This window comes from Deinococcus sp. NW-56 (assembly GCF_002953415.1).
In the GTDB taxonomy this organism is placed as follows: Bacteria; Deinococcota; Deinococci; order Deinococcales; family Deinococcaceae; genus Deinococcus.
On the sequence record NZ_CP026516.1, the window covers coordinates 547,501 to 570,539 of the forward strand.

22 protein-coding genes, 1 tRNA gene and 3 pseudogenes (1 of these 26 running past the window's edge) are annotated in these 23,039 nt (G+C 64.6%); 9 read left to right on the top strand and 17 right to left on the bottom strand.

Translation table 11 applies throughout. The annotated features are described in order from the left end of the window. Together C3K08_RS02895 and C3K08_RS02900 are read left to right on the top strand one after the other, a co-directional pair. A protein-coding gene (locus C3K08_RS02895; RefSeq protein ID WP_104991882.1) for an IS4 family transposase crosses the window boundary here: on the top strand, positions 1-313 show its 3' portion. The gene continues 650 nt to the left of window position 1, outside the view; only the last 313 of its 963 coding nucleotides appear in the window; its start codon lies off the left edge, out of view; its stop codon occupies positions 311-313. Positions 314-409: 96 nt separating this feature from the next. Then, complete coding sequence (locus C3K08_RS02900; protein ID WP_234009214.1) at positions 410-1,039, top strand: extracellular solute-binding protein; 630 nt, start codon at positions 410-412, stop codon at positions 1,037-1,039. Here the strand turns inward: C3K08_RS02900 and C3K08_RS02905 are convergent. From C3K08_RS02905 to C3K08_RS02930, 6 genes and pseudogenes are all read right to left on the bottom strand, one after another. Continuing rightward, positions 961-1,185, bottom strand: a pseudogene (locus tag C3K08_RS02905) (ATP-binding protein); the annotation flags it as partial. The gene C3K08_RS02900 and the pseudogene C3K08_RS02905 sit on opposite strands and share 79 nt — an antisense overlap. Positions 1,186-1,187: 2 nt before the next feature. Then, positions 1,188-2,171: a transposase gene (locus C3K08_RS18365; RefSeq protein WP_234009215.1), complete on the bottom strand. Its 984-nt coding sequence runs from the start codon at positions 2,169-2,171 to the stop codon at positions 1,188-1,190. Further along, positions 2,105-2,875: an ATP-binding protein gene (locus tag C3K08_RS02915; protein WP_199776976.1), complete on the bottom strand. Its 771-nt coding sequence runs from the start codon at positions 2,873-2,875 to the stop codon at positions 2,105-2,107. Before C3K08_RS02915 ends, C3K08_RS18365 begins: the two co-directional genes overlap by 67 nt. Before the next feature lie 7 nt (positions 2,876-2,882). Further along, positions 2,883-3,854, bottom strand: coding sequence for a hypothetical protein (locus tag C3K08_RS02920; protein ID WP_104989956.1), 972 nt, complete (start codon positions 3,852-3,854; stop codon positions 2,883-2,885). Between the two features lie 4 nt (positions 3,855-3,858). Further along, a pseudogene (locus C3K08_RS02925) lies at positions 3,859-4,922 on the bottom strand (IS4 family transposase). Between the two features lie 39 nt (positions 4,923-4,961). Further along, complete coding sequence (locus C3K08_RS02930; RefSeq protein ID WP_158679823.1) at positions 4,962-5,609, bottom strand: hypothetical protein; 648 nt, start codon at positions 5,607-5,609, stop codon at positions 4,962-4,964. 362 nt (positions 5,610-5,971) lie between these two features. Between C3K08_RS02930 and C3K08_RS02940 the strand changes: the two genes are divergently transcribed. Both C3K08_RS02940 and C3K08_RS02945 read left to right on the top strand, forming a co-directional pair. Then, entirely contained in the window at positions 5,972-7,270 is a 1,299-nt protein-coding gene (locus tag C3K08_RS02940) for an IS701 family transposase (protein ID WP_104989851.1), read from the top strand. A gap of 82 nt (positions 7,271-7,352) precedes the next feature. After that, positions 7,353-8,150, top strand: a complete 798-nt coding sequence (locus C3K08_RS02945; protein ID WP_104989958.1) for an IS5 family transposase — start codon at positions 7,353-7,355, stop codon at positions 8,148-8,150. 36 nt (positions 8,151-8,186) lie between these two features. Here C3K08_RS02945 and C3K08_RS02950 read toward each other — a convergent pair whose 3' ends face one another. After that, the gene (locus C3K08_RS02950; RefSeq protein ID WP_104989959.1) at positions 8,187-9,485 is read right to left on the bottom strand and encodes an IS701 family transposase; all 1,299 of its coding nucleotides are present in this window, start codon (positions 9,483-9,485) and stop codon (positions 8,187-8,189) included. Between the two features lie 122 nt (positions 9,486-9,607). Here C3K08_RS02950 and C3K08_RS02955 point away from each other — a divergent pair, with 122 nt between their 5' ends. From C3K08_RS02955 to C3K08_RS02965, 3 genes are all read left to right on the top strand, one after another. Continuing rightward, entirely contained in the window at positions 9,608-10,192 is a 585-nt protein-coding gene (locus C3K08_RS02955; RefSeq protein ID WP_199776977.1) for a hypothetical protein, read from the top strand. A 158-nt stretch (positions 10,193-10,350) separates the two neighbouring features. Further along, positions 10,351-11,277: a carbohydrate ABC transporter permease gene (locus C3K08_RS02960; RefSeq protein WP_104989960.1), complete on the top strand. Its 927-nt coding sequence runs from the start codon at positions 10,351-10,353 to the stop codon at positions 11,275-11,277. 17 nt (positions 11,278-11,294) lie between these two features. After that, positions 11,295-12,113, top strand: coding sequence for a carbohydrate ABC transporter permease (locus tag C3K08_RS02965; RefSeq protein ID WP_234009141.1), 819 nt, complete (start codon positions 11,295-11,297; stop codon positions 12,111-12,113). Positions 12,114-12,171: 58 nt separating this feature from the next. On the opposite strand, the gene C3K08_RS02970 is transcribed toward C3K08_RS02965, so the two are convergent. From C3K08_RS02970 to C3K08_RS02980, 3 genes are all read right to left on the bottom strand, one after another. Continuing rightward, positions 12,172-13,623: a glycoside hydrolase family 13 protein gene (locus tag C3K08_RS02970; protein WP_104989962.1), complete on the bottom strand. Its 1,452-nt coding sequence runs from the start codon at positions 13,621-13,623 to the stop codon at positions 12,172-12,174. Between the two features lie 29 nt (positions 13,624-13,652). After that, positions 13,653-14,717: an IS4 family transposase gene (locus C3K08_RS02975; RefSeq protein ID WP_104989963.1), complete on the bottom strand. Its 1,065-nt coding sequence runs from the start codon at positions 14,715-14,717 to the stop codon at positions 13,653-13,655. Positions 14,718-14,804: 87 nt separating this feature from the next. After that, the gene (locus C3K08_RS02980; protein ID WP_104989964.1) at positions 14,805-16,115 is read right to left on the bottom strand and encodes an HDIG domain-containing metalloprotein; all 1,311 of its coding nucleotides are present in this window, start codon (positions 16,113-16,115) and stop codon (positions 14,805-14,807) included. A gap of 62 nt (positions 16,116-16,177) precedes the next feature. Here C3K08_RS02980 and C3K08_RS02985 point away from each other — a divergent pair. Beyond that, positions 16,178-16,252 (top strand) — tRNA-Ala (locus C3K08_RS02985). 89 nt (positions 16,253-16,341) lie between these two features. Here C3K08_RS02985 and C3K08_RS02990 read toward each other — a convergent pair. The 5 genes from C3K08_RS02990 to C3K08_RS17810 form a co-directional block, all read right to left on the bottom strand. Beyond that, positions 16,342-17,682: a site-specific integrase gene (locus C3K08_RS02990; protein WP_158679825.1), complete on the bottom strand. Its 1,341-nt coding sequence runs from the start codon at positions 17,680-17,682 to the stop codon at positions 16,342-16,344. Between the two features lie 49 nt (positions 17,683-17,731). Then, positions 17,732-17,998, bottom strand: a complete 267-nt coding sequence (locus tag C3K08_RS17805; protein ID WP_158679826.1) for a helix-turn-helix domain-containing protein — start codon at positions 17,996-17,998, stop codon at positions 17,732-17,734. A gap of 55 nt (positions 17,999-18,053) precedes the next feature. Next, the gene (locus tag C3K08_RS02995; protein ID WP_104989966.1) at positions 18,054-18,299 is read right to left on the bottom strand and encodes a helix-turn-helix domain-containing protein; all 246 of its coding nucleotides are present in this window, start codon (positions 18,297-18,299) and stop codon (positions 18,054-18,056) included. A 283-nt stretch (positions 18,300-18,582) separates the two neighbouring features. Continuing rightward, the gene (locus C3K08_RS03000; protein ID WP_158679827.1) at positions 18,583-19,071 is read right to left on the bottom strand and encodes an HNH endonuclease; all 489 of its coding nucleotides are present in this window, start codon (positions 19,069-19,071) and stop codon (positions 18,583-18,585) included. A gap of 65 nt (positions 19,072-19,136) precedes the next feature. Beyond that, entirely contained in the window at positions 19,137-19,706 is a 570-nt protein-coding gene (locus C3K08_RS17810) for a hypothetical protein (protein ID WP_158679828.1), read from the bottom strand. A 187-nt stretch (positions 19,707-19,893) separates the two neighbouring features. Between C3K08_RS17810 and C3K08_RS03005 the strand changes: the two genes are divergently transcribed. After that, the gene (locus tag C3K08_RS03005) at positions 19,894-20,136 is read left to right on the top strand and encodes a helix-turn-helix transcriptional regulator (RefSeq protein WP_104989968.1); all 243 of its coding nucleotides are present in this window, start codon (positions 19,894-19,896) and stop codon (positions 20,134-20,136) included. 477 nt (positions 20,137-20,613) lie between these two features. Here the strand turns inward: C3K08_RS03005 and istB are convergent, their stop codons facing one another. Then, entirely contained in the window at positions 20,614-21,372 is a 759-nt protein-coding gene (gene istB, locus C3K08_RS03010) for an IS21-like element helper ATPase IstB (protein WP_104989849.1), read from the bottom strand. 7 nt (positions 21,373-21,379) lie between these two features. After that, positions 21,380-22,944, bottom strand: a pseudogene (gene istA, locus C3K08_RS03015) (IS21 family transposase). Positions 22,945-23,039: the final 95 nt, after the last annotated feature.

Sequence of the window (23,039 nt, forward strand, 5' to 3'; positions counted from 1 at the left end):
CTGGTCGGTGGAGTGCACGTTCGCCAGCCTCAAGGTGCGCGGGTTTGACCTGGAGCGGACCGGTATCACTCGACCAGACCGACTAGAACGGCTGTTCGGGCTGGTCATCCTGGCCTGGGTCAGTTGCCTGCGGGTGGGCGTATGGCTCCAAGCGCACGTCCCGATCAAGGTGAAGGCTCATGGCCGCCCGGCCATGAGCCTGGTGCGGTACGGCGCAGAGCAGCTGTGCAATGCCCTGCGGTGGAATCTGCCCGAATTACCAGGGCTGATCAGGCTGCTGAGCATGCCGTTTCACGTGCCAGGCGCAGTTTAAAGGCAAGATGTCCGGTACAGAGCTGGTCAGGCCAAACCGCTCAAGGTCTTTCAACAGATCGCCGCCGAGTACGAGAAGAAGTACCCCGGCATCAAGATCAGGTTCCACACTGAGCCGATCCCCGATACCAACACCATGATCCGGGTCAAGGCGGCGGCGGGCGACCTCTTTGACATCTACTGGGCGCAGGCGTACAGCCTGAACTCCACCCTGCCCAAGGGCGTGGCGACCGACCTCGCGCCGTATTTCCGGCAGCCCAACCCCTATATTCCCGGCAACAAGGCCTGGCAGGATGCGATGGACAAAGCGCAGCTCGCGGAAAGCCGCAGCGCGAGCGGGGCTGTGTACACGCTGAGCGGCGACAAGGTCGTCTACGGCATCTATTACAACAAGAACCTGTTCAAAAAGGCCGGGATCACCAAGGTGCCCACGAGCTGGACCGAGCTGATCGCCGCCTCTAAGAAGCTCAACGCGGTGGGGGTCTACCCTATGCACGCCGTGCCCGCCTATCCGTGGTGGAGCCGCCACTTCCTCTCGGACCTGTATGCTGCGTATGCTGGCCAATCCGGCACCCGCTGCTGGAGTTATCCGGCCTCCAGGAATGGAGTTATCCGGCACCCTCCCAGCCAACGGACGAGCTGTCCCCATTATGAAAGGCTGACCGTCTCCGGGGTCAACTTCCTGCTCTTCTTTCTGAGGCTTTCTCCCCGAAGTTCGATCCGGTAGGCGTGATGCAGGACGCGATCCAAGATCGCGTCCGCCAGCGTGGGATCTCCCAGATTCGCGTGCCAGGCCGGGGTCGGGAACTGACTGGTAATGATCGTCGAAGCCCGTTCATAGCGGTCATCCAGAATCTCCAGCAAAATCCTTCGACTCAGGAGTTGCACCTCGCATAGCGCAGTGAATAGCCGTGCTGGCGGAGAAATTCCGAGTTTCTGCTGAACGTCAGGAGCAGGCGGTTCAAATGAACGTCTGGCATGACCGTCATCAGTGCCAGAGCAGCACACGCCTCCAGGGTCATCCCGGTCTCTCGGTGCAGGATGGCCAGTGTCCAGGCCAGGAACACCAGCAGGACCCAGCGATCCAGGCCCACAGCAGTTCGCAATGCGAACTGCGCCAGACCAAACTGGTGCTTGCCCTCCTTGAAGAACGATTCCTCACTCCACCGCTTTGCCCCCTCGGCGACCACCTCGTCGCCTTCCATCAGTTCCGAAGAAACCGCGTGAAACACCCGGTCTCCACGGTCGACGCGACCCAGCACCAGCGGGTCATGCGGCCAGTTCTTCAATTCGATGTAGCCTCCATGCGGACAGTCAGCCACCGTGACCTCGCCTGGGTGCATCGTCCGCCGGGTTGACCGAACGCCCACCACAAACTCGAAGCCCAGCTGCCTGACTTCATCCAGGAAGACAGCGGATTCGAATCCGCTGTCTGCTAACACGCGAATCCGGAATCGACGACGGATCGCGTCTGGGACGGTTCGCAGAAGTTCTCGTGCCAGAGTCACTGGGGTCGCTGTCCCCTTGCCCCGGTAGACCCGGTACCCCACGGGAAACTTCACCGCTCCGTATTCGGCGAACAACACGACCAGATGGATGCCGTGAACCTCGTTGTAGACGCGAACGAAGGGCAGCGTGCTGCCCTTTTTTTCGATGCTGGTCAGGTCGACACTCAGCCGCAGGAGTGGGCGGTGTTTTCGTCGGGCCGCGACAAGCAGCGCGTCCCACTGGGCGCGCTGCAAGATGGCCCAACCCTGTGCCGTATCCCAGGGGTACTCGTTCAGGAGGCGGCTCAGCGCACTTTTGCTGACCAACTCAGCGCGGTGCAACGCCGTTTTGGTGGCAGTGTCCAGGAACATCGACAGCGCAGCCTCCAGGCTGCGCTGTTGGTAGGACGTGGTTGGAACGGCCAGGAACTCATCTGCCAGAATGCGGACGCGCTCCCCCAGAATCTGTGACGTAGACACTCCCAGATTTTCTCGGCTGGGAGCGCTTCCCCGTCGTTATGCAGGTGCAACTCCTGAGTTCGACCTTCCGCTGTGGGCACATCCAGCCCCCAGTCATCCAGAATCAGGACGTTCACCCTGGCGATGCTCGCCAGGAGCTTCAGATACCGTCCATCCCCTTTCGCCAGGGTCAGTTCCTGCAACAGTCGCCCGGTTTGCGCATACAACGCCGTGAAGCCCTGACGGCAAGCCTGGTGCGCCAGGGCACACCCGATGAACGTCTTCCCGACGCCCGTGGGGCCGGTGATGATGACCCCCCTTTTTTCGGCGAGCCACTGACCCTGGGCCAGTGAACGCAGCAACCGGGCATCCAGCCCCCTCGGGTGTTTCACATCCACCTCTTCCAGGCTCGCATTGACCTTCAAACGCGCCGCCGTCAGGCGGCGCTGCAAGCCCCGGGTATCCCGGCAGGCCCGCTCACGGTCGACCAGCAAGGTGAGTCGTTCCTCGAAGCTCAGCTCGCGGAGACCAGGTTGTTCCTGTTGTTCTTGCAAAGCGAGCGCCATGCCATCGAGCTTCAGGGCGCGCAACTGTTGAATCACCGGATGGGGCAACATGTCAACCTCAATTCAGGGTGCGCTCGGCACCCGGTTCGTCGATCTCTGCGAAGTACCCAGGACCACGCAGATTGCTGTGGTCGGCTACAGGGAGTGCGGTGGGGGCATCGGGGAGTGGCGCTTCGTCCAGACGGTGCTTCAGGATGGATTTCACGCTCTGCAAGCTGTGCGCTTGCAGAGCCAACGCCCGCCGACAGGCCGCTTCCAGCCGCTCCCCGTACTCGCGGTGCAGGCGAAGCAGACCCGTCACGACGCGCTTTCTCTGTTCAGGATGTTGATCTCCGTCGAAGATGGCGCGCACCAGGGTCGTCGTGGCCTCCCCAATCTGCTGAGCCTGACCCAGGAGTTGGTCCGGACCCACCTCGCGGTAGTACCGGTGGTGGGCGGGCATGTGGTCCGGCACCGTGGTCTGTTGCCGGGCCGACGTCAGCGCGTCGGGGACCCGGTGATGAACCGCGATCCGTACGCCTGAACGGTAGATCTCGATCAACCGCGCGGTGAGTCGCAGATCCACCCGGGTCTTGACGTGGTGATGGGGCACGCTGTACGCGTGCCCCTGGACGACGACGTGGTAGTCCAGACCGACCGTGGCGTGCTTCCACTCGGCCACCTCGAAGGGCTGGGCGGGCAAGGGGCGCAGCAGGGGTTGATCCAGGGTTTCGAACTCACTGCGGCGACTGCCTGGCCTCTTCTGAAAGGGTTGCCCATTGAGGGTGTTCAGCAGTTCCCAGACCGCTTCGTTCGCCTCGGACAGGCTGAAGAACACCCGGTCGCGCAGCGGGGCGAGAATGCGGCGTTCCACGATCTGCACGTGCACTTCCACCAGGGCCTTGTCTTTGGGTTTGCGGACCCGGGCAGGGATGACGGCGACGTCGTAGTGCTGTGCGAATTGCTGATAGGTGCGGTTCAGCTCGGGTTCGTAGCGGCTGGCGTGGGTCACGCCAGCCTTGAGGTTGTCCGGGACGATGATCTCGGGCACCTGACTACCCTTCAAAACGCGGCATGAGAGTCGCGAGGGTGTGCCAAGACGACCGAGAGGGATGCAGCAGCAGATCTTGAAGATGGTCGAGGCCAAGCCGGAACACGGACACCGCACGGTGTCCGTGTTTCTTGATCCGTACGCCTTTCTCGGTTACCAGCAGCTCCCCAGTTACACAGGCCCAGATAAACGCCACACCGACCACCGTCAGCAGGGTGGAGACCCGTTCAGCACGGGTTAGCCCGGTGTCTTCCAGATTGAAGCCCCTCGTTTTGAGCGCGGAGTGCAAGTTTTCTGCCTGCCAACGCTGGGCATACCGTCGGAGATTCGGTCCCACGTGCCCCCGATAAGCGAGGTACAGCGTCTCCCCGGCCGCGTTCTTCGTCGCGGCCACCCGGAGTGACACACCGTAGATCAGGGTCTGGCGTCGCCAGACCCTGACTTCGCCCACTTGGAGCTTGTTGAACACAGCCCACACGGGCAGACGGTGTTGGCCGATGGTGGCGCGTGCAGGCAAGCGAATACAGGGAGCGATGCTGTGCTGATCGAGGAAACGAAACCAGTGCTGGCCGATGAATTCTCGGTCTGCCAGCAGGCACCGGACCTGCCGATCCGGGCAAAACGTCAGGAAGCGCAACACGAGTGATTCCCGAGTACGGGAATCACTCGCCCCACCATGTGGGAGCAATGCCCACATGAGGGGCAGACTGAACCCGTTCCACACAGCAGAAAGCAGCAGGATGTTCACGTCCTGCTGGCCGAGTCGCCAGTTGGTCCGGTCGAGGATCAGATCGACGGGACCGTCCGGCAGGAAGGACAGCGCAAATCTGGGAAACAAACCCTCGGGAAAGGAAATTGGACGAAGCGACAGAGTCGCTGGTAGCGAGCTGTGAGCGTACCTGGCAACGGAACATGGGTCTTGAGGGTGTAGAGGACGACCGTGCGAGCCTGAATGACCGCCAGGACCAAGGCGGTGAAGACCATCAAGCGGCGGGCATCAAGGGGGAAGGCAGACCGCAGAACGGTCTGCAAGGTATCGTGAGGGGGTCGGCTCTTGGGTGCTTTCATCGCAGAAACACCGTATAGGAGCCGACTTTCTGCTGCCTGTCATCCGTTTTGAAGAGTAGTCAGCTCGGGCACTCCACCGAAGAAGTCCAGCGCCCGGACATGCGACGCGATCCAATCGTGAATGCCCTGGGTTCGGGTCACTTCGGCGTAGGTGTAGTCGCTGGCACCCAGGGTGGCCACGAACACCTGGCCAGCCTGGACGACCCCATTCCTCGGGTCGGTCAAGGGCAACGTCAGTCCGGCGTAGTCGACGAAGAGCTTCTCACCTGCCCGGTGGGTCTGGCGCATGGTCAGGCCCGTTGTGGCCTTCCACTTCCGGTAATTCTCGTTGAAGGTTGCGTATTGCCAGCCGTCCGGATGGTGCCGACGGTACTCTTCCCACAGCAGTTGACGAGTGACGCCTTTGCGCCGCAGTTCCCGGTCAATGGCGGCCCAGTCGGGCTGGTGGGTGACACTGACGGCAGCCTGCTCACGGGTACGAAAGAGCAGCACTTCGAGCTGGACATCGTCCAGCTCTGGGGGGAGAGGCCAGCTCAGCCCCGCTTGCTGAGCGCGTGCGACGTAATCCTGCACGGTGCTGCGGGCGAGTTGGACGCTTTGTCCAATGAGGCGGTCACTGAGCTTCAGTTCCAGTTTCAACCGCAAGACTTCCCTGATTTTTCGCATGGACGCTCGCTTTCTGGTCATCCTGCAAGGATGACCAGGGGAGTCTCGTCCGCGACCGGAGGGTGCCGGAATCAACCAGCGCAGGGTGCCGGATTAGACCAGCGGAAGGTGCCGGATAACTCCAGCGACCCCCGCCGGATTACGCCAGCGTACGCATATGCCAAGGACTACGCGAAACTCACGGGGTATGACGGGCTGCCGGGCCAGTCCCCGCTGGACGAGGCGGTCGCCATCTCCAAGGGCATCCTGACGCCGAAAGACCCGCGCTTCATGTCGTGGTGGCCGGTGATGAAGCAGTTCACCGATACCTGGCCTAGCTGTACTTCGGGAATATTCAGGGAGGGGACACAGGGGCCAGCATCCGAGATGCTGGCCCCTGTGCTATGGCTCGTTCTCTGCCTCGCTGGACCCGACATTTCCCTACCTGGTTTGCGCCCTTTCTGGTGCATTTTCGCCACCGAGCCCAGCGGACCTGGGCGCCTCTGTACGTCCGTGGATTGTGCAGCACGGTCCACCGAAAAAGCATGCAGCCCTTGGCTGCCGTCGTGGCGCCCGGGAAAGAGGACCATCTCCAGCAGTTCATCACCGACAGCCCCTGGCTGACCGAACCCCTGGAAACCCTGCTCGCTCAGCGGGCTCAGCAGATGCTGGGTGGCAAAGACGCCGTGCTGATCATCGACGACACCTGCTTGACAAAGTTCGGCACCAAGTCTGTCGGCGTCGCCCGTCAGTATTCCGGGCAGGTCGGGAAGATCACCCCCTGTCAATGCCTCGTCTCCCTGACGTTGGCCCAGCACGACTTGCCGGTTCCGCTCGCCCTACGGCTCTTCTTGCCACAGGAGTGGACCAACGATCCCGCTCGGCTCAGGGCGGCTGGTGTTCCGTTGGAACACCAGCCGCCACAGACCAAGTGCGAACTGGCGCTGAAAGAGTTGGACCGGGTGCGTCCACACGTCACCTTCGGCATGGTTCTGGCGGATGCGGGGTACGGCGTGAACGCCCGGTTCCGGCAGGCACTCACCGAGCGAGGACTGCTGTGGTCGGTCGGCATCACCCGCACGCAGACGGTCTATCCCAGGGACGTTCGCTTGATCCCCATCCCTCGGATCTTCCGGGGCAGGAAACCGACGCACCCAACCCCATCCGAGGACCGACTGTCGGTAGAAGAAGTGCTGGCGGGTGCTGCATGGCAGCACCTGGTATGGCGACATGGAACCAAAGGCCCGCTCTCCGGACGCTTCGCGGCTGAATACGTTCGCCTGGCAGACGGGGAGGAGTACGCTCGCAGTCAACATCTGCCGGGTCAAGCCGCCTGGATCATCGGAGAACAGCGACGAGGTGAGGAGCGCAAATACTACGTCTGCAATCTGCCCCCTGACACGCCGTTGTCGCGGTTGGTGGAAGTCACCAAGCGCCGCTGGGCGTGTGAGCTGAGCCACCGGGAGCTGAAGGACGAAGTCGGGCTGGACCACTTCGAGGGCCGGTCCTGGCAAGGTCTGCATCACCACGCCGTGCTGTGTATGGTGGCCCTGACCTTCCTGCAATGGCTTCGCCTCACCCAGCCCGACGACCTCAGAGGCGACACCATTCCGGCCATTCGAGCGGAGGTGGCAGGGGACTTGCCCCTGCCACCTCCTTGCCGCCGATGTCACACCTGCACCGCCTTATTCAGCGGCCCCTGAATATCCCCGAAGTACAGCTAGAGGCTGCCAAGAACAGGGACGAACTCGAGGGGCGTGGCTCTGAGAACAGCAGAATGGGTGGGTGACGCGGCGAGGCTACCCCAGCGACGTTGACGACGACACCTACTTGTTCCTGCTCCCGTACCTGCTGCTCAGCCGTGCGGATGCAGGTCAACGGAAGTACCCCATCCGGGATGTCCTGAACGCCTTGCTGTGGATGGCCCGCACGGGGGCGCAGTGGAGCTATCTTCCAAACGACTTTCCTCCTGCGGAGACGGTGCGCCAACAGGCGCACCGTTGGTTCGTGGCAGGCTGCTTCGAGAATGCCGCCCACGACCTGCGAATCCTGGCCCGGGTGGAGCAAGGTCGAGATCCCGAGCCGTCCGCGGTGGTCATGGACAGCCGAACCCTCCAAAGCACACCTGAAAGCGGTCACCGTGCGGGCTATGACGGGGCCAAGAAGCGCAAGGGCACCAAGGTTCACCTCGCCGTGGACACCCTGGGACACGTGCTGGCTATCCTCACTTCCCCAGCCAACGAACAGGACAGGGCACAGGTCAAAGACCTGTGCCTAGAGGTGCAGGAAGCCACCGGAGCACAGGTGGAAGTCGCCTTCGTGGATCAAGGGTATACGGGAGTCCAGACCGCGTTAGACGCGACGGATGCGGGCGTCGAGCTGGTCGTCGTGAAGCGTCCAGAAGCGACCAAGGGGTTCATCCTGCTTCCGAAACGCTGGGTGGTTGAACGTTCGTTTGCGTGGCTGGCACGCTTCCGGAGGCTGAGCCGAGATCTGGAACGCCTTCCCTCCACATTGGTTGGGTTCCACTTCCTCGCCGCCTGCATTCTGCTCTGCCACAACCTCACGCCACTTTTTGCTTAGGGTTCTTGGCAGCCTCTAACTGTACTTCGGGGATATTCAGGGGCCGCTGAATAAGGCGGTGCAGGTGTGACATCGGCGGCAAGGAGGTGGCAGGGGCAAGTCCCCTGCCACCTCCGCTCGAATGGCCGGAATGGTGTCGCCTCTGAGGTCGTCGGGCTGGGTGAGGCGAAGCCATTGCAGGAAGGTCAGGGCCACCATACACAGCACGGCGTGGTGATGCAGACCTTGCCAGGACCGGCCCTCGAAGTGGTCCAGCCCGACTTCGTCCTTCAGCTCCCGGTGGCTCAGCTCACACGCCCAGCGGCGCTTGGTGACTTCCACCAACCGCGACAACGGCGTGTCAGGGGGCAGATTGCAGACGTAGTATTTGCGCTCCTCACCTCGTCGCTGTTCTCCGATGATCCAGGCGGCTTGACCCGGCAGATGTTGACTGCGAGCGTACTCCTCCCCGTCTGCCAGGCGAACGTATTCAGCCGCGAAGCGTCCGGAGAGCGGGCCTTTGGTTCCATGTCGCCATACCAGGTGCTGCCATGCAGCACCCGCCAGCACTTCTTCTACCGACAGTCGGTCCTCGGATGGGGTTGGGTGCGTCGGTTTCCTGCCCCGGAAGATCCGAGGGATGGGGATCAAGCGAACGTCCCTGGGATAGACCGTCTGCGTGCGGGTGATGCCGACCGACCACAGCAGTCCTCGCTCGGTGAGTGCCTGCCGGAACCGGGCGTTCACGCCGTACCCCGCATCCGCCAGAACCATGCCGAAGGTGACGTGTGGACGCACCCGGTCCAACTCTTTCAGCGCCAGTTCGCACTTGGTCTGTGGCGGCTGGTGTTCCAACGGAACACCAGCCGCCCTGAGCCGAGCGGGATCGTTGGTCCACTCCTGTGGCAAGAAGAGCCGTAGGGCGAGCGGAACCGGCAAGTCGTGCTGGGCCAACGTCAGGGAGACGAGGCATTGACAGGGGGTGATCTTCCCGACCTGCCCGGAATACTGACGGGCGACGCCGACAGACTTGGTGCCGAACTTTGTCAAGCAGGTGTCGTCGATGATCAGCACGGCGTCTTTGCCACCCAGCATCTGCTGAGCCCGCTGAGCGAGCAGGGTTTCCAGGGGTTCGGTCAGCCAGGGGCTGTCGGTGATGAACTGCTGGAGATGGTTCTCTTTCCCGGGCGCCACGACGGCAGCCAAGGGCTGCATGCTTTTTCGGTGGACCGTGCTGCACAATCCACGGACGTACAGAGGCGCCCAGGTCCGCTGGGCTCGGTGGCGAAAATGCACCAGAAAGGGCGCAAACCAGGTAGGGAAATGTCGGGTCCAGCGAGGCAGAGAACGAGCCATAGCACAGGGGCCAGCATCCGAGATGCTGGCCCCTGTGTCCCCTCCCTGAATATTCCCGAAGTACAGCTAAGGACTACCTGACCGCCGACCCGGCCAAGAACTACGACGCCTTTCAGGATTTCGTGGGGCAGAAGGAAGCGATGCTCTACGAGGGCAGCTACAAGGCCCGCGAGATGCAGGACGCTGGAATCAAGTTCCCGGTCGGGACTTTCAACTTTCCCAAGCTGACCAAGAAGGAAAGCCCCTACGCGACAGGGGCAAACACCGCCAACGCATATGCGGGCACGGGCGGCTTCCAGTACGCGATGAGCACTCCGCAGTCCAACAAGTCCCTGCGCGAAAAGGGCAAGCAGCAGGCAGTGCTGGACTGGATGCGCTACTTCGGGACGCCCAAGAACCTCCAGCGCCTGACCGCCGAGCAGGGCACCTACGTCCCGACCTGGCCGGGCACGAGCGCCAAGCTGGGGGGCCTAGGCAACTTTGACAGCGGAGCGCTTGCCGCGCAGGTGAAGCTGCCCGAGCGGTCCATCGGGGTGCAGACGGCCACCGCCAACCTGGGTTGGGTGGACATGCAGCGCATCTTCGGGCTCTACCTCAGCGGCAACATCACGCTGGATCAGGCCAAGAAGCAGGTGCAGACCACCCTGGACCGCGCTGCCGCCGACTTTGCCCGCAAGAACAACGTCGACCTGTCCAAGTACAAGTGAGCCGCGCCGTGGGAGAAACAGCGCCGTGAGTGACCGTCCCTACCTGCTGACCACCCTCAGTCACACCTGGCCCATAGGCCGGGCCGCCTGATGCCTGGGCCGGAAGCCTGCCGCCGCGCACGTTTCCGGCCCAGGCCTATTGCTCCCGGAGGACCCCCATGACTGCCCTGCCCGGCACCCGCTCTGCCCCTCCAGCCTCCCGGCGCGGTCCCCTCGCCCGGCTGCGGGAGGGGTGGCCCGCGTACCTCTTTCTGCTGCCCACCTTGCTCGTCATGGGTTACTTCTCGTACTACCCGGCTTACGTGGCCGTCACGCGGGCCTTTACCGACTGGGACGGGCTGAACCCGCCCAACTTCACGGGCCTGGAGAACTTTCAGCGGGCGCTGACCGACCCGGTGATGGGGCAGGCCGCCCTGAACCTGGCGATCTGGGTGGGGGCCGGGCTGCTGCTGGCGGTGGTGCCGCCCCTCCTGATCGCGGAGCTGATCTTTCACCTGCGCGGGCGGCGGCGGCAGTACGCCTACCGGACCCTCTTCGTGCTGCCCATCGTGATTCCGTCCTTGGTACTGCTGCTGGTGTGGGGGAGCTTCTACCGCAGCGACGGCCTGCTGAACACCCTGCTGAGCGCGGTGGGGCTGGAGGGGCTACGGCATGACTGGCTCAGTGATCCGGGGACGGCGCTGCCCAGCCTGATCTTCCTGGGGTTCCCCTACATCGACGCCTTCAACTTCCTGCTGATCTACGCCGGGCTCCAGAACATCCCCGACGAGGTCTTTGACGCCGCGCGGCTCGACGGGGCGACGGGGTGGCGGCGGGTGTTGCGGATTGACCTGCCGCTGCTGCGTCCGCAACTGGCGCTGATCGCGGTGCTGGCGATTATCGGGAACGTGCAGTACTTCATCAGCCCGCTGGTGCTGACCTCGGGCGGGCCGGGCTTTGCGACGACCGTGCCCGCGCTGCTGATGTACTACACGGCCACCCGCGACGGCGAGTACGGGTACGCGATGGCGATTGCCGTCCTGCTGATGGTGCTGGTGGTCGTCCTGACCGCCCTTTCGCGCCTGCTGAGCCGGGGGAGCCGGTGAAGCGGGGCGGCCTAACCGTGGGCGAGGTGATACGGCAAGGGCTGCTGCTGCTGTTCGGCCTGCTCGCCCTTTTCCCGCTGTATTTCAGCGTCGTCAACTCATTTAAGGACCGGGTGCAGTACGCCGAGAACCTGCTGAACCTGCCCTTCCCGGCCCACCCGGAGAATTACACGTTGGCCTGGGCACAGATTCAGGGGCCGCTGCTGAACTCGGTGGTCGTGACCCTGGCGAGCGTGCTGGCGACGCTGGTGTTCGCCAGCCTCAGCGCCTACGCCTTCGCGCTGATGGACTTTCCGGGGCGGCACCTGCTGTTCGGGGTCACCTTCGCGCTGCTGCTGGTGCCCGAGTTCCTGACCCTGATTCCGCTGTACGTCCAGATTCAGGCGCTCACGCTGCCCAGCAACTACCTCGCGATCATCCTGCCCACGGTCGCTGCCGGACAGCCCTTCGCCATCCTGGTGCTGCGGGCCGCGTTCGAGGCGATTCCGCGCGACATGCTGGAAGCCGCGCGGCTCGACTGGGCCGGGCACCTCGCGCTGCTGCGGCGGATCGTGCTGCCCGTCAGCCTGCCCGTCCTCGTCAGCGTGGCGATCATCCGGCTGATTCCGGTGTGGAACGAGTACCTGCTGCCCTCGCTGGTCCTCGACGAGCGGCACCGCACCCTGCCCGTCGCGCTCGTGGCCTTTCAGGGGGGCGGGGCGGCCACGGCGGTCACGCCGAACTACGGGGCGTTGATGGCCTCCTACGTGCTGGCGGCGGTGCCGCTGGTGCTGCTGTTCGCCTTCCTGATGCGCTACTACATCCAGGGGGTGACGAGCGGGGGGGTCAAGGGGTAAGGGGGCAGGGGAGAGGGCGGGGAGGTCGGTGGGCCTCCCCGCCCTCCCTTTGGCCCACTCAGGCCGGAAAGAGCACCACCCCGCCCCGCGCGGGCACGTCCAGCTCGGTGTCCCCCTGGAGGTCGAAGGTCTGCCCGCTCAGCGCGTCGCGGTACAGGCCGGGGCGCACCCCGGTCAGGGGCAGCCGGGCCTGCGTCTGCGCGGTGTTGAGGGCGACATAGGCCACCTGCTCCCCCAGTTCGCGGGCGTAGACGAGGCCCTCCCCTTCGGCATGGGTGAAGCGCAGCTCGCCCCGGCGCAGGGCGGGGGTGGCGTGGCGGGCGGCGGTGAGCCGCTGGAGCAGGCCCAACGTCTCGCGGTCCCAGCTCCCCTCGTCGTGCCAGGGGAAGGCGCGGCGGCAGTCGGGGTCGGGGCCACCGGGGAGGCCCACCTCGTCGCCGGAATAGATGCAGGGCGCTCCCACGTAGGTCATCTGGAAGACGCTGGCGAGCCGGAAGGCGGCTGCGTCCCCACCTGCCGCCGTCAGGAAGCGGGCCGTGTCGTGCGAGTCGAGCAGGTTGAGCTGTGCCCGCACGATCTCGGGGTGGTACATCCGGGTGACTTCCCCGATGCGCCGGGCGAAGGCGGCGGCGTCGATGGGGTCCACCCGGCCCATCCCGCTGACCTCGTTCACCGCGTGGTTGATCGTCCGCGCTCCGAAAAATCCCAGGCACGGGCGGGTGAAGTGGTAGTTCATCACGGCGTCGAACTGGTCACCCGCCAGCCAGCGGTGCGCGTCTCCCCAGATCTCGCCGACGATGTAGGCGTCGGGGTTGACCGCCTTGACCCGGCGGCGGAACTCGCGCCAGAAGTCGTCGTCGTCGATCTCATTGGGCACGTCCAGCCGCCAGCCGTCGATCCCGAAACGCATCCAGTACTCGCCCACCGAGAGCAGGAACTCGCGCACGGCGGGGTGGCCCGTGTTGAACTTCGGCAGCGCCCGGATGCCCCACCAGGCCTGATAGCCCGCAGGCTTGGCGTCGTCGTAGGCGTGCAGCGGCCAGCCGTCCACGTGGAACCAGTCGCGGTAGGCGCTCGCCTCGCCCTGCTCCAGCAGGTCGTTGAACTGGAAGAAGCCCCGGCTGGCGTGGTTGAACACGCCGTCCAGCACGACCCGGATGCCGCGGGCATGGGCCTCGTCCAGCAGGTGCCGCAGGGCGCCATTCCCGCCCAACATGGGGTCCACCTGAAAGTAGTCGTGGGTGTGGTAGCGGTGGTTGGACGCCGACTGAAAGACCGGGCAGAAGTAGATCGCGTTCACGCCCAGGCTCTGGATATGGTCCAGATGCTCGGCCACGCCCCACAGGTCGCCGCCCATGTAGCCGTGAATCGTGGGTGGGCTGCCCCACGGCTGGAGGTTCAGGCCCGTCATGCGGCCCGAGCGGGCGAAGCGGTCGGGGAAAATCTGGTAGAAGACGGCGTCCGCGACCCATTCGGGCGTGACGGGGTGGGGAAGTTCGGTCGGCGACATGCGGGGCCAGGATAGAGGCAAAGCGCTGACTACCCTTCAAAACGCGGCATGAGAGTCGCGAGGGTGTGCCAAGACGACCGAGAGGGATGCAGCAGCAGATCTTGAAGATGGTCGAGGCCAAGCCGGAACACGGACACCGCACGGTGTCCGTGTTTCTTGATCCGTACGCCTTTCTCGGTTACCAGCAGCTCCCCAGTTACACAGGCCCAGATAAACGCCACACCGACCACCGTCAGCAGGGTGGAGACCCGTTCAGCACGGGTTAGCCCGGTGTCTTCCAGATTGAAGCCCCTCGTTTTGAGCGCGGAGTGCAAGTTTTCTGCCTGCCAACGCTGGGCATACCGTCGGAGATTCGGTCCCACGTGCCCCCGATAAGCGAGGTACAGCGTCTCCCCGGCCGCGTTCTTCGTCGCGGCCGCCCGGAGTGACACACCGTAGATCAGGGTCTGGCGACGCCAGACCCTGACTTCGCCCACTTGGAGCTTGTTGAACACAGCCCACACGGGCAGACGGTGTTGGCCGATGGTGGCGCGTGCAGGCAAGCGAATACAGGGAGCGATGCTGTGCTGATCGAGGAAACGAAACCAGTGCTGGCCGATGAATTCTCGGTCTGCCAGCAGGCACCGGACCTGCCGATCCGGGCAAAACGTCAGGAAGCGCAACACGAGTGATTCCCGAGTACGGGAATCACTCGCCCCACCATGTGGGAGCAATGCCCACATGAGGGGCAGACTGAACCCGTTCCACACAGCAGAAAGCAGCAGGATGTTCACGTCCTGCTGGCCGAGTCGCCAGTTGGTCCGGTCGAGGATCAGATCGACGGGACCGTCCGGCAGGAAGGACAGCGCAAATCTGGGAAACAAACCCTCGGGGAAAGGAAATTGGACGAAGCGACAGAGTCGCTGGTAGCGAGCTGTGAGCGTACCTGGCAACGGAACATGGGTCTTGAGGGTGTAGAGGACGACCGTGCGAGCCTGAATGACCGCCAGGACCAAGGCGGTGAAGACCATCAAGCGGCGGGCATCAAGGGGGAAGGCAGACCGCAGAACGGTCTGCAAGGTATCGTGAGGGGGTCGGCTCTTGGGTGCTTTCATCGCAGAAACACCGTATAGGAGCCGACTTTCTGCTGCCTGTCATCCGTTTTGAAGAGTAGTCAGGGCAAAGCGTTCACCGAAGCCTGACTAGCGGGGCGCGGAATCCTCCGCCCGCAGCAGTTGCAAGAAGGCCCGTGCCTCCTCCGGCGTCCCCACCTCGCCCAGGGCCTGCGCCTCCGCGACGGCCCGCAGCGCCTCACCCACGGCCGGGCCGGGGGAGAGCTTCAGCAGGCCCATCACGTCCTCTCCGGTCAGGAGGGGCCGGGGGGCCTGGGGCTGTTCCTCCAGCGCGGCGAGCACCTTCTCAAACGCGTGGGCGTAGGCGTGCCGGATGGCGGGGTGGCTGTCGGGGCCGCGCGAGGCCTCGCGGTCGGCCAGCATCAGCCGCAGGAGGTCCGGCAGCAGGGGTCGGCGGCGGTGAACGAAGCGCCGGGCCTCGCGCTCGTTCGCCGGGAGTTGCGCCATATGCGCCCGCACCAACGCCCCCGCCCGGTCCACCGTGGCCGAGGGCAGCCGCAGCCGCGTCAGCATCGCGCGGGCCAGCTCCGCGCCCACCCGGTCGTGCCCGTAGAAGGTGGTGCGGCCCGAGCGCGGGTTGACTCCCCGCGTGCGCGGCTTGCCCACGTCGTGCAGCAGGGTCGCCCAGCGCAGCGCGAGGTCGGCGTCCGGAAAGCGGGCCAGAAGTTGGTGCAGCGCCTCGACCCCGTGGTGAAACACGTCGAGGTGGTGGAAGCCGCCCTGCACCATCCCGATGCCCTCGCGCAGTTCGGGGAGAGTCAGGGCCAGCAACCCCACGTCCTCCAGCCGCAGGATGCCGGACGCTGCGTCCGGGTGGGCAAGCAGGGCTTCCATCTCATCCCGGATGCGCTCGGCGGCGGGGAGGGGCAGCCCCCCGGCGGCGAGGTCGGCGGCCACCCGCTGCACGGCCATCTCGGTGGCAGCCTCCAGCCGGAACCCCAGGGTGATCTCGAACCGCACGGCCCGCCATGCCCGCAGGGGATCGGCGCGGAGGTTGGCCTCCGAGACCATCCGCAGCCGCCGGGAACGCAGGTCTGCCTGCCCGCCGCTGGGATCGATCACCCGCCGCTCCGGCGTCAGCGCCAGCGCGTTCACGGTGAAGTCGCGCCGCCGCAGGTCGTCCGCGAGGTCGCCCGGCAGCGGCACGAAGTCGTGCTGCACACCGTCCGGCGCATGGACTCGCCAGTACCCCCGCTTCTCGTCCAGGGCAAACGCCGAGCCTCCCACCTTCCCGGCGAGCGTCCCGGCGGCCGCGGCAGGATCGGGCACGGCCCAGTCGTAGTCGTGCGGGGTCACGCCGCGCAGCCAGTCGCGGGCGGCCCCGCCGACCAGAAGGCCCCCCGCAGGAAAGGGCGGCAGGGGCGGGCGGCGGCGAAACATGGTCGCCATGCTAGCGGGTGCTTGCTCCGGCGGGCGCACTCTGCTACCTTGAGCGGCGCTGAGGGGGCTTAGCTCAGCGGGAGAGCATCCGCTTTGCAAGCGGAGGGTCAAGAGTTCGAATCTCTTAGCCTCCACCAGAAGATGCCGTGTTATACGGCAAAAACGAGAAGCGCCCGAGGGAGAAATTCCTCGGGCGCTCTTCTTGTGTAGTGGGCGTGTAGTAGGGCTAGTTCAGCAGTGCCGGAGTGCTCGCCTGCACCGGAGGCGGCGGAGAGCTTGGGGCGAACACATCAACGGCGTGCTCACGTTGCTCGTTGTCGAGGACGTGACGGTAGATGTCCAGGGTAATGCTCACTCGGGCGTGTCCGAGCTTCTTGCTCACCACCTCCACGGGCACTTTCAGGCGTAGAGCGAGGGTGGCAAAGGTATGCCGCAGGTCATGGGGCGTGAGATCGGGCAGCCCCCCCTCCTCGCCTACCAGGGCCTGCAAGCGGGCCAGTTTCGCTGCCCCTACCCCACCCTGACCCGTCTTGCCCTTCCCCGGCCTCGACCAAGCGATCACCGACTCCAGCGCACGGTTGAGGTTGTCCGGGGAAGTCCAGTTGCCCAACTCGGTGGCGAACACCGCGTTCGTCTCGATCCAGGCTGATCCCATCCGGCGGCGCTCCGCATGTTGGCGTTCGCGGTGGGCCAGCAGGGCGACTCGCAGGCTGTCCGGCATATGAACGTCACGCCTGGAGGCCTTGGTCTTGAGTTCTTCTTCGAGCTTCACTCCTCCTTTGCTCTGCACGAGCTGGCGGCGTATCCGCAGAACCCCCCGGTCGAAGTCCACGCAGTCCCAGGCAAGGCCCATGACCTCGCCGCGGCGGAGACCCACGCTCAGGGCCGTGAAGAGGGCGGGCCACAGGCGGCACAGGCCCGCCGTGTGCAGGGCCTCGCCCAGCTCTCGGAAGCGGGCTGCCTGGTCAAAGTCGAGGACTCGGCCCACGGCCTCGGGTGCCGAACCCTTGAGGCGGCGAACGCCCTCCATGGGATTGGCGTAGATGATCTGGTCACTCACGGCTTCCTTGAACAGTGCTCGCAGTCGCGTCAACACCTTGCCCTGCGTCCGGGAGGCCATAGCCCGGCCAAGGCCACGTCCCCCCTTCATCTCCCGGCGCGAGAGGACGGCCATCAGATCCTTGATGTGGGTTGCTCGCACGTCCCTCACCCTCATGTTTCCCAGGTACTCCAGGGCGTAGTCGAGTTCCTGCCGGTAGAGTTCGGCGGTCCTGGCGTTCACGTGGGTATGGCGCATCAGCCACTTCTGGGCGTACTGGGCGACGGTGACTTCGCTCGGCTCGGCGAGAAGGCCTCGGCTGTGGTCCACCAGCGCCTGCGCCCGGGCAGTGTTTGCGGCCGACTTCGTTGGAGCCGTCCCGGAAGCTGTGACGCGGGAGCCGTTGGCCCGGTAGCCGAGGGTGACCTGCCAGCGCCATTTGTCGCCGGATCGGTAGACGGTTCCCTCGCCGTTACCACGCTGCTTGGTGGAGCGTTTGTTCTTGGTCGTGTCCCGCTGCTTAGTCATTGAGTTTTCTCCAAAAAGAAGAAAGGGGGCGTAGGCCCCCATCGCTTCGTCAGAAGGGCCAGCCGTCGAGATCGTCGTCTGAAACCGGGGGTGCAGGAGGGAAAGCAGCTCGTAGAAGTTTCTGGATGAGGCGTTCCCTTGTCCGCGCGTACCGCTGTTCCAGCAGAGCTTCGACAGCGTCACGGGCGAAGGTCTTGGTCTGGGGGTCGCGATGCAGGCGGCCCCGGGCGATTTCTCGGTCGACGGTTCGACGGTGGACGTTGAGCAAGCGAGCGGTCTGCGTGGCGTTGAGGCGGGCGGGAAGAGGCTGGATCATGTTGTTTTCCTGGTAGTGGGGACGAGAGGGGAGAGGACGCACTGCGTTTGGCCGCTTAGCCCTGAGCATGAGCACCCGCCTGAAGGTCGATCCACTCCAGCAACTTGCGGCGGGGAAAGCGGTAGCCCTTGCCCAGGCGGATGGTGGGAATGTGCTGGTGGTGGGCCAGTTCGTACACCCGGTTGCGGCCTACCCGCAGGAGGGCGGCGACCTCGTTCACGGTCAGCAGTTCGGGGAGGGGGGAGGCATGTCGCTCCTGCTGGAGGTCGGCATGCACGTCGGTCTGGGTCGGCTCGTTCATCTCTCTGTCTCCTCGCGCTCGTCTGGTTCTTCGAGCGCTCACCAGATCAGTCCTGGGACCGTCCGGGCCTCAGCGGGATGCCCCGCGAAGACGAGGTGAAGATCGGGAATGGGCCGGGCACGAGACTTTGAAGGGCTGTCCCGACCGCCCACTCTTGACGCGGGTGAGGGGTTGGGGTATCCTTTCGGTACTAGCCCCCGGTGTCCGCGTTCTGCGAGCCGGGGGCACCTTTTGCCCTATAGGGCACAGAAAGTAGGTACGTCAGATACCTACATAAAGAGCCTTAAGGGTGCTCGACGCCGATCAGGACGCGTAATCTCTCGATCAGTCGGACGTAACGCTCCCGGTCGAAGTTGGTGCGGGCGAAGTCCCCGGCGACGAGCAGCGAGACGATGTCGTAGACCCGTGCCGCATCCTTGGCCGTGTGGAAATCGCCCAGATGCAGCGACTCGTCCTTCCACCGCAGCTTGGCGTGGAAGCGTTCGCCTCGCAGACTGACCCCCCGGTACGGCACTTTCCCCCTGGGCTGGTTGCGGTTCATGGCGTTCTGGGAGCCGGTCGCCGGGCGGAGGTTGACGAGGCGGTTGTCCAGGGGGTTGCCGTTGATGTGGTCGACGACAAGGCCGGGGGGGGTGTTCAGGATCACCTGATGCAGCTTCACCGTCACGCGGCCGGGCTGTTGCCAATCGAAGGTCCTGACGTACCCCTTGTCGTTGACGTACCAACGGCACTCCAGAAGCGCGGCGAGCTGGGGCAGGGTGGCATCCACCACAGCGTGCCTTCCAGCAGCGTGACGGCCGCGGAGGGGCAGAAGGACAACCGCGTCCCCCGTCGGCGTCACTGCAACTCCCTTTTGCGGGGTGCGGGCAATACGTCGTGGGTGAGGTCGCTGAGCTGCCGCATGACCTCGGCGGGCCACGGTTGCGTCAAGCGGACGCCCGCATACCGGGCCAGTTGCACGGTCTGCTCGGCGTCGAAGTCTGGCTCGGCGGCCCCTCGGGTGAATGCCGGGTCATCAAGCAGGTCACGAAAGCCATCCACCCCTGCCCAGGCGTGGTGCTCCAGCAGCGAGAGTGCCAGCGCCCGCAATCGGACGGCGATGCGGCGCCGGGGTGCCGAGAGGACCAGGACCAGGTCCGCATGTTCACCGAAGTGATGATGGTGCGGGACGATCTCCCCGGCCGGGTAGAGGTCGTCCCAGGCGCTCTCGATCTGGGTACCCAGCCGGACGAGAAAGGTGTGTGCGAGCGCGTCGGCGAACACGCACAGTTGCGTGCTGGGCTGGCTGCCGGGGGCAAACCAGGTGGCGGCGAGCAGCGTGCTCTCGCGGATAAGGGCCTCGGTGAGTAAGGGCGGCGATAGAGGCTCCAGCGCCCGGCGATCCGGCGTCCTGATAAATTGATTCACGATCCCCTCGTTCAGATTGGATTCCGCAAGCGGCCAATGGTTCCTAGGCCGTCGGGCCGCTCGCGGGTGCCGAGTGTAACACTAGTGTTACAAAGTGGTCAACAGGGATGACGGGGGAGACTCGGGGCAGGCCAAAGTTGACTGGGGAAGAACGTGGCGCAGGCCGTATGATCCTGCACGAACTCTCATGGCCCTTATTCGCCTCCGCCTCTCCACCTACCTACAAGAGGCTGGCATCACGCCTGCTGCCCTCGCTGCTGCCGTCCACCCCACTCTGTCCCGCAACACCGTCTACCGACTCCTGCGACAGGAGGACACCATCACCCGGCTGGACTTTCCGACCCTGGCGGCCCTAATGACGGCGCTCCGGCAGCTCACCGGCAAGCCGGTGGACTTCGCTGACCTGCTTGAACTGGATGAAAGTGTGTAGTCAGCCCGACGTCACCCGGCCCTGACCTCCGGGGGGGAGGGGAGGAACGCCCATGGACTTGACCTGCTGGGGGAGGGGAGAGGACGCCGTACAAGCCCACGAGGGCCGACGGGAAAATTAACTTTGCTCTGTCGTCCCGCCCCGCCCGGATATGCCCCTGGACGCCAGCACACTGCTGTATGCCGTCCCAGCACATCCCCATCTACGGTCGCGCCGACCGTCGGAACAATCAGGTCGTTGCCCACGCTGTCGTTGATGCCGGGGACGTGACCCGGCTGTCCCACCACCGCTGGCACCTGGGTGGACGTGAGCGTCTGTATGCCGTCACCCGGCTGGACGGCCGCACCGTCCTGATGCACCGGGTTCTCATGGGTTGTCTGCGTATGCTGGCCAATCCGGCACCCGCTGCTGGAGTTATCCGGCCTCCAGGAATGGAGTTATCCGGCACCCTCCCAGCCAACGGACGAGCTGTCCCCATTATGAAAGGCTGACCGTCTCCGGGGTCAACTTCCTGCTCTTCTTTCTGAGGCTTTCTCCCCGAAGTTCGATCCGGTAGGCGTGATGCAGGACGCGATCCAAGATCGCGTCCGCCAGCGTGGGATCTCCCAGATTCGCGTGCCAGGCCGGGGTCGGGAACTGACTGGTAATGATCGTCGAAGCCCGTTCATAGCGGTCATCCAGAATCTCCAGCAAAATCCTTCGACCTTCCGCTGTGGGCACATCCAGCCCCCAGTCATCCAGAATCAGGACGTTCACCCTGGCGATGCTCGCCAGGAGCTTCAGATACCGTCCATCCCCTTTCGCCAGGGTCAGTTCCTGCAACAGTCGCCCGGTTTGCGCATACAACGCCGTGAAGCCCTGACGGCAAGCCTGGTGCGCCAGGGCACACCCGATGAACGTCTTCCCGACGCCCGTGGGGCCGGTGATGATGACCCCCCTTTTTTCGGCGAGCCACTGACCCTGGGCCAGTGAACGCAGCAACCGGGCATCCAGCCCCCTCGGGTGTTTCACATCCACCTCTTCCAGGCTCGCATTGACCTTCAAACGCGCCGCCGTCAGGCGGCGCTGCAAGCCCCGGGTATCCCGGCAGGCCCGCTCACGGTCGACCAGCAAGGTGAGTCGTTCCTCGAAGCTCAGCTCGCGGAGACCAGGTTGTTCCTGTTGTTCTTGCAAAGCGAGCGCCATGCCATCGAGCTTCAGGGCGCGCAACTGTTGAATCACCGGATGGGGCAACATGTCAACCTCAATTCAGGGTGCGCTCGGCACCCGGTTCGTCGATCTCTGCGAAGTACCCAGGACCACGCAGATTGCTGTGGTCGGCTACAGGGAGTGCGGTGGGGGCATCGGGGAGTGGCGCTTCGTCCAGACGGTGCTTCAGGATGGATTTCACGCTCTGCAAGCTGTGCGCTTGCAGAGCCAACGCCCGCCGACAGGCCGCTTCCAGCCGCTCCCCGTACTCGCGGTGCAGGCGAAGCAGACCCGTCACGACGCGCTTTCTCTGTTCAGGATGTTGATCTCCGTCGAAGATGGCGCGCACCAGGGTCGTCGTGGCCTCCCCAATCTGCTGAGCCTGACCCAGGAGTTGGTCCGGACCCACCTCTCGGTAGTACCGGTGGTGGGCGGGCATGTGGTCCGGCACCGTGGTCTGTTGCCGGGCCGACGTCAGCGCGTCGGGGACCCGGTGATGAACCGCGATCCGTACGCCTGAACGGTAGATCTCGATCAACCGCGCGGTGAGTCGCAGATCCACCCGGGTCTTGACGTGGTGATGGGGCACGCTGTACGCGTGCCCCTGGACGACGACGTGGTAGTCCAGACCGACCGTGGCGTGCTTCCACTCGGCCACCTCGAAGGGCTGGGCGGGCAAGGGGCGCAGCAGGGGTTGATCCAGGGTTTCGAACTCACTGCGGCGACTGCCTGGCCTCTTCTGAAAGGGTTGCCCATTGAGGGTGTTCAGCAGTTCCCAGACCGCTTCGTTCGCCTCGGACAGGCTGAAGAACACCCGGTCGCGCAGCGGGGCGAGAATGCGGCGTTCCACGATCTGCACGTGCACTTCCACCAGGGCCTTGTCTTTGGGTTTGCGGACCCGGGCAGGGATGACGGCGACGTCGTAGTGCTGTGCGAATTCCTGATAGGTGCGGTTCAGCTCGGGTTCGTAGCGGCTGGCGTGGGTCACGCCAGCCTTGAGGTTGTCCGGGACGATGATCTCGGGCACTCCACCGAAGAAGTCCAGCGCCCGGACATGCGACGCGATCCAATCGTGAATGCCCTGGGTTCGGGTCACTTCGGCGTAGGTGTAGTCGCTGGCACCCAGGGTGGCCACGAACACCTGGCCAGCCTGGACGACCCCATTCCTCGGGTCGGTCAAGGGCAACGTCAGTCCGGCGTAGTCGACGAAGAGCTTCTCACCTGCCCGGTGGGTCTGGCGCATGGTCAGGCCCGTTGTGGCCTTCCACTTCCGGTAATTCTCGTTGAAGGTTGCGTATTGCCAGCCGTCCGGATGGTGCCGACGGTACTCTTCCCACAGCAGTTGACGAGTGACGCCTTTGCGCCGCAGTTCCCGGTCAATGGCGGCCCAGTCGGGCTGGTGGGTGACACTGACGGCAGCCTGCTCACGGGTACGAAAGAGCAGCACTTCGAGCTGGACATCGTCCAGCTCTGGGGGAGAGGCCAGCTCAGCCCCGCTTGCTGAGCGCGTGCGACGTAATCCTGCACGGTGCTGCGGGCGAGTTGGACGCTTTGTCCAATGAGGCGGTCACTGAGCTTCAGTTCCAGTTTCAACCGCAAGACTTCCCTGATTTTTCGCATGGACGCTCGCTTTCTGGTCATCCTGCAAGGATGACCAGGGGAGTCTCGTCCGCGACCGGAGGGTGCCGGAATCAACCAGCGCAGGGTGCCGGATT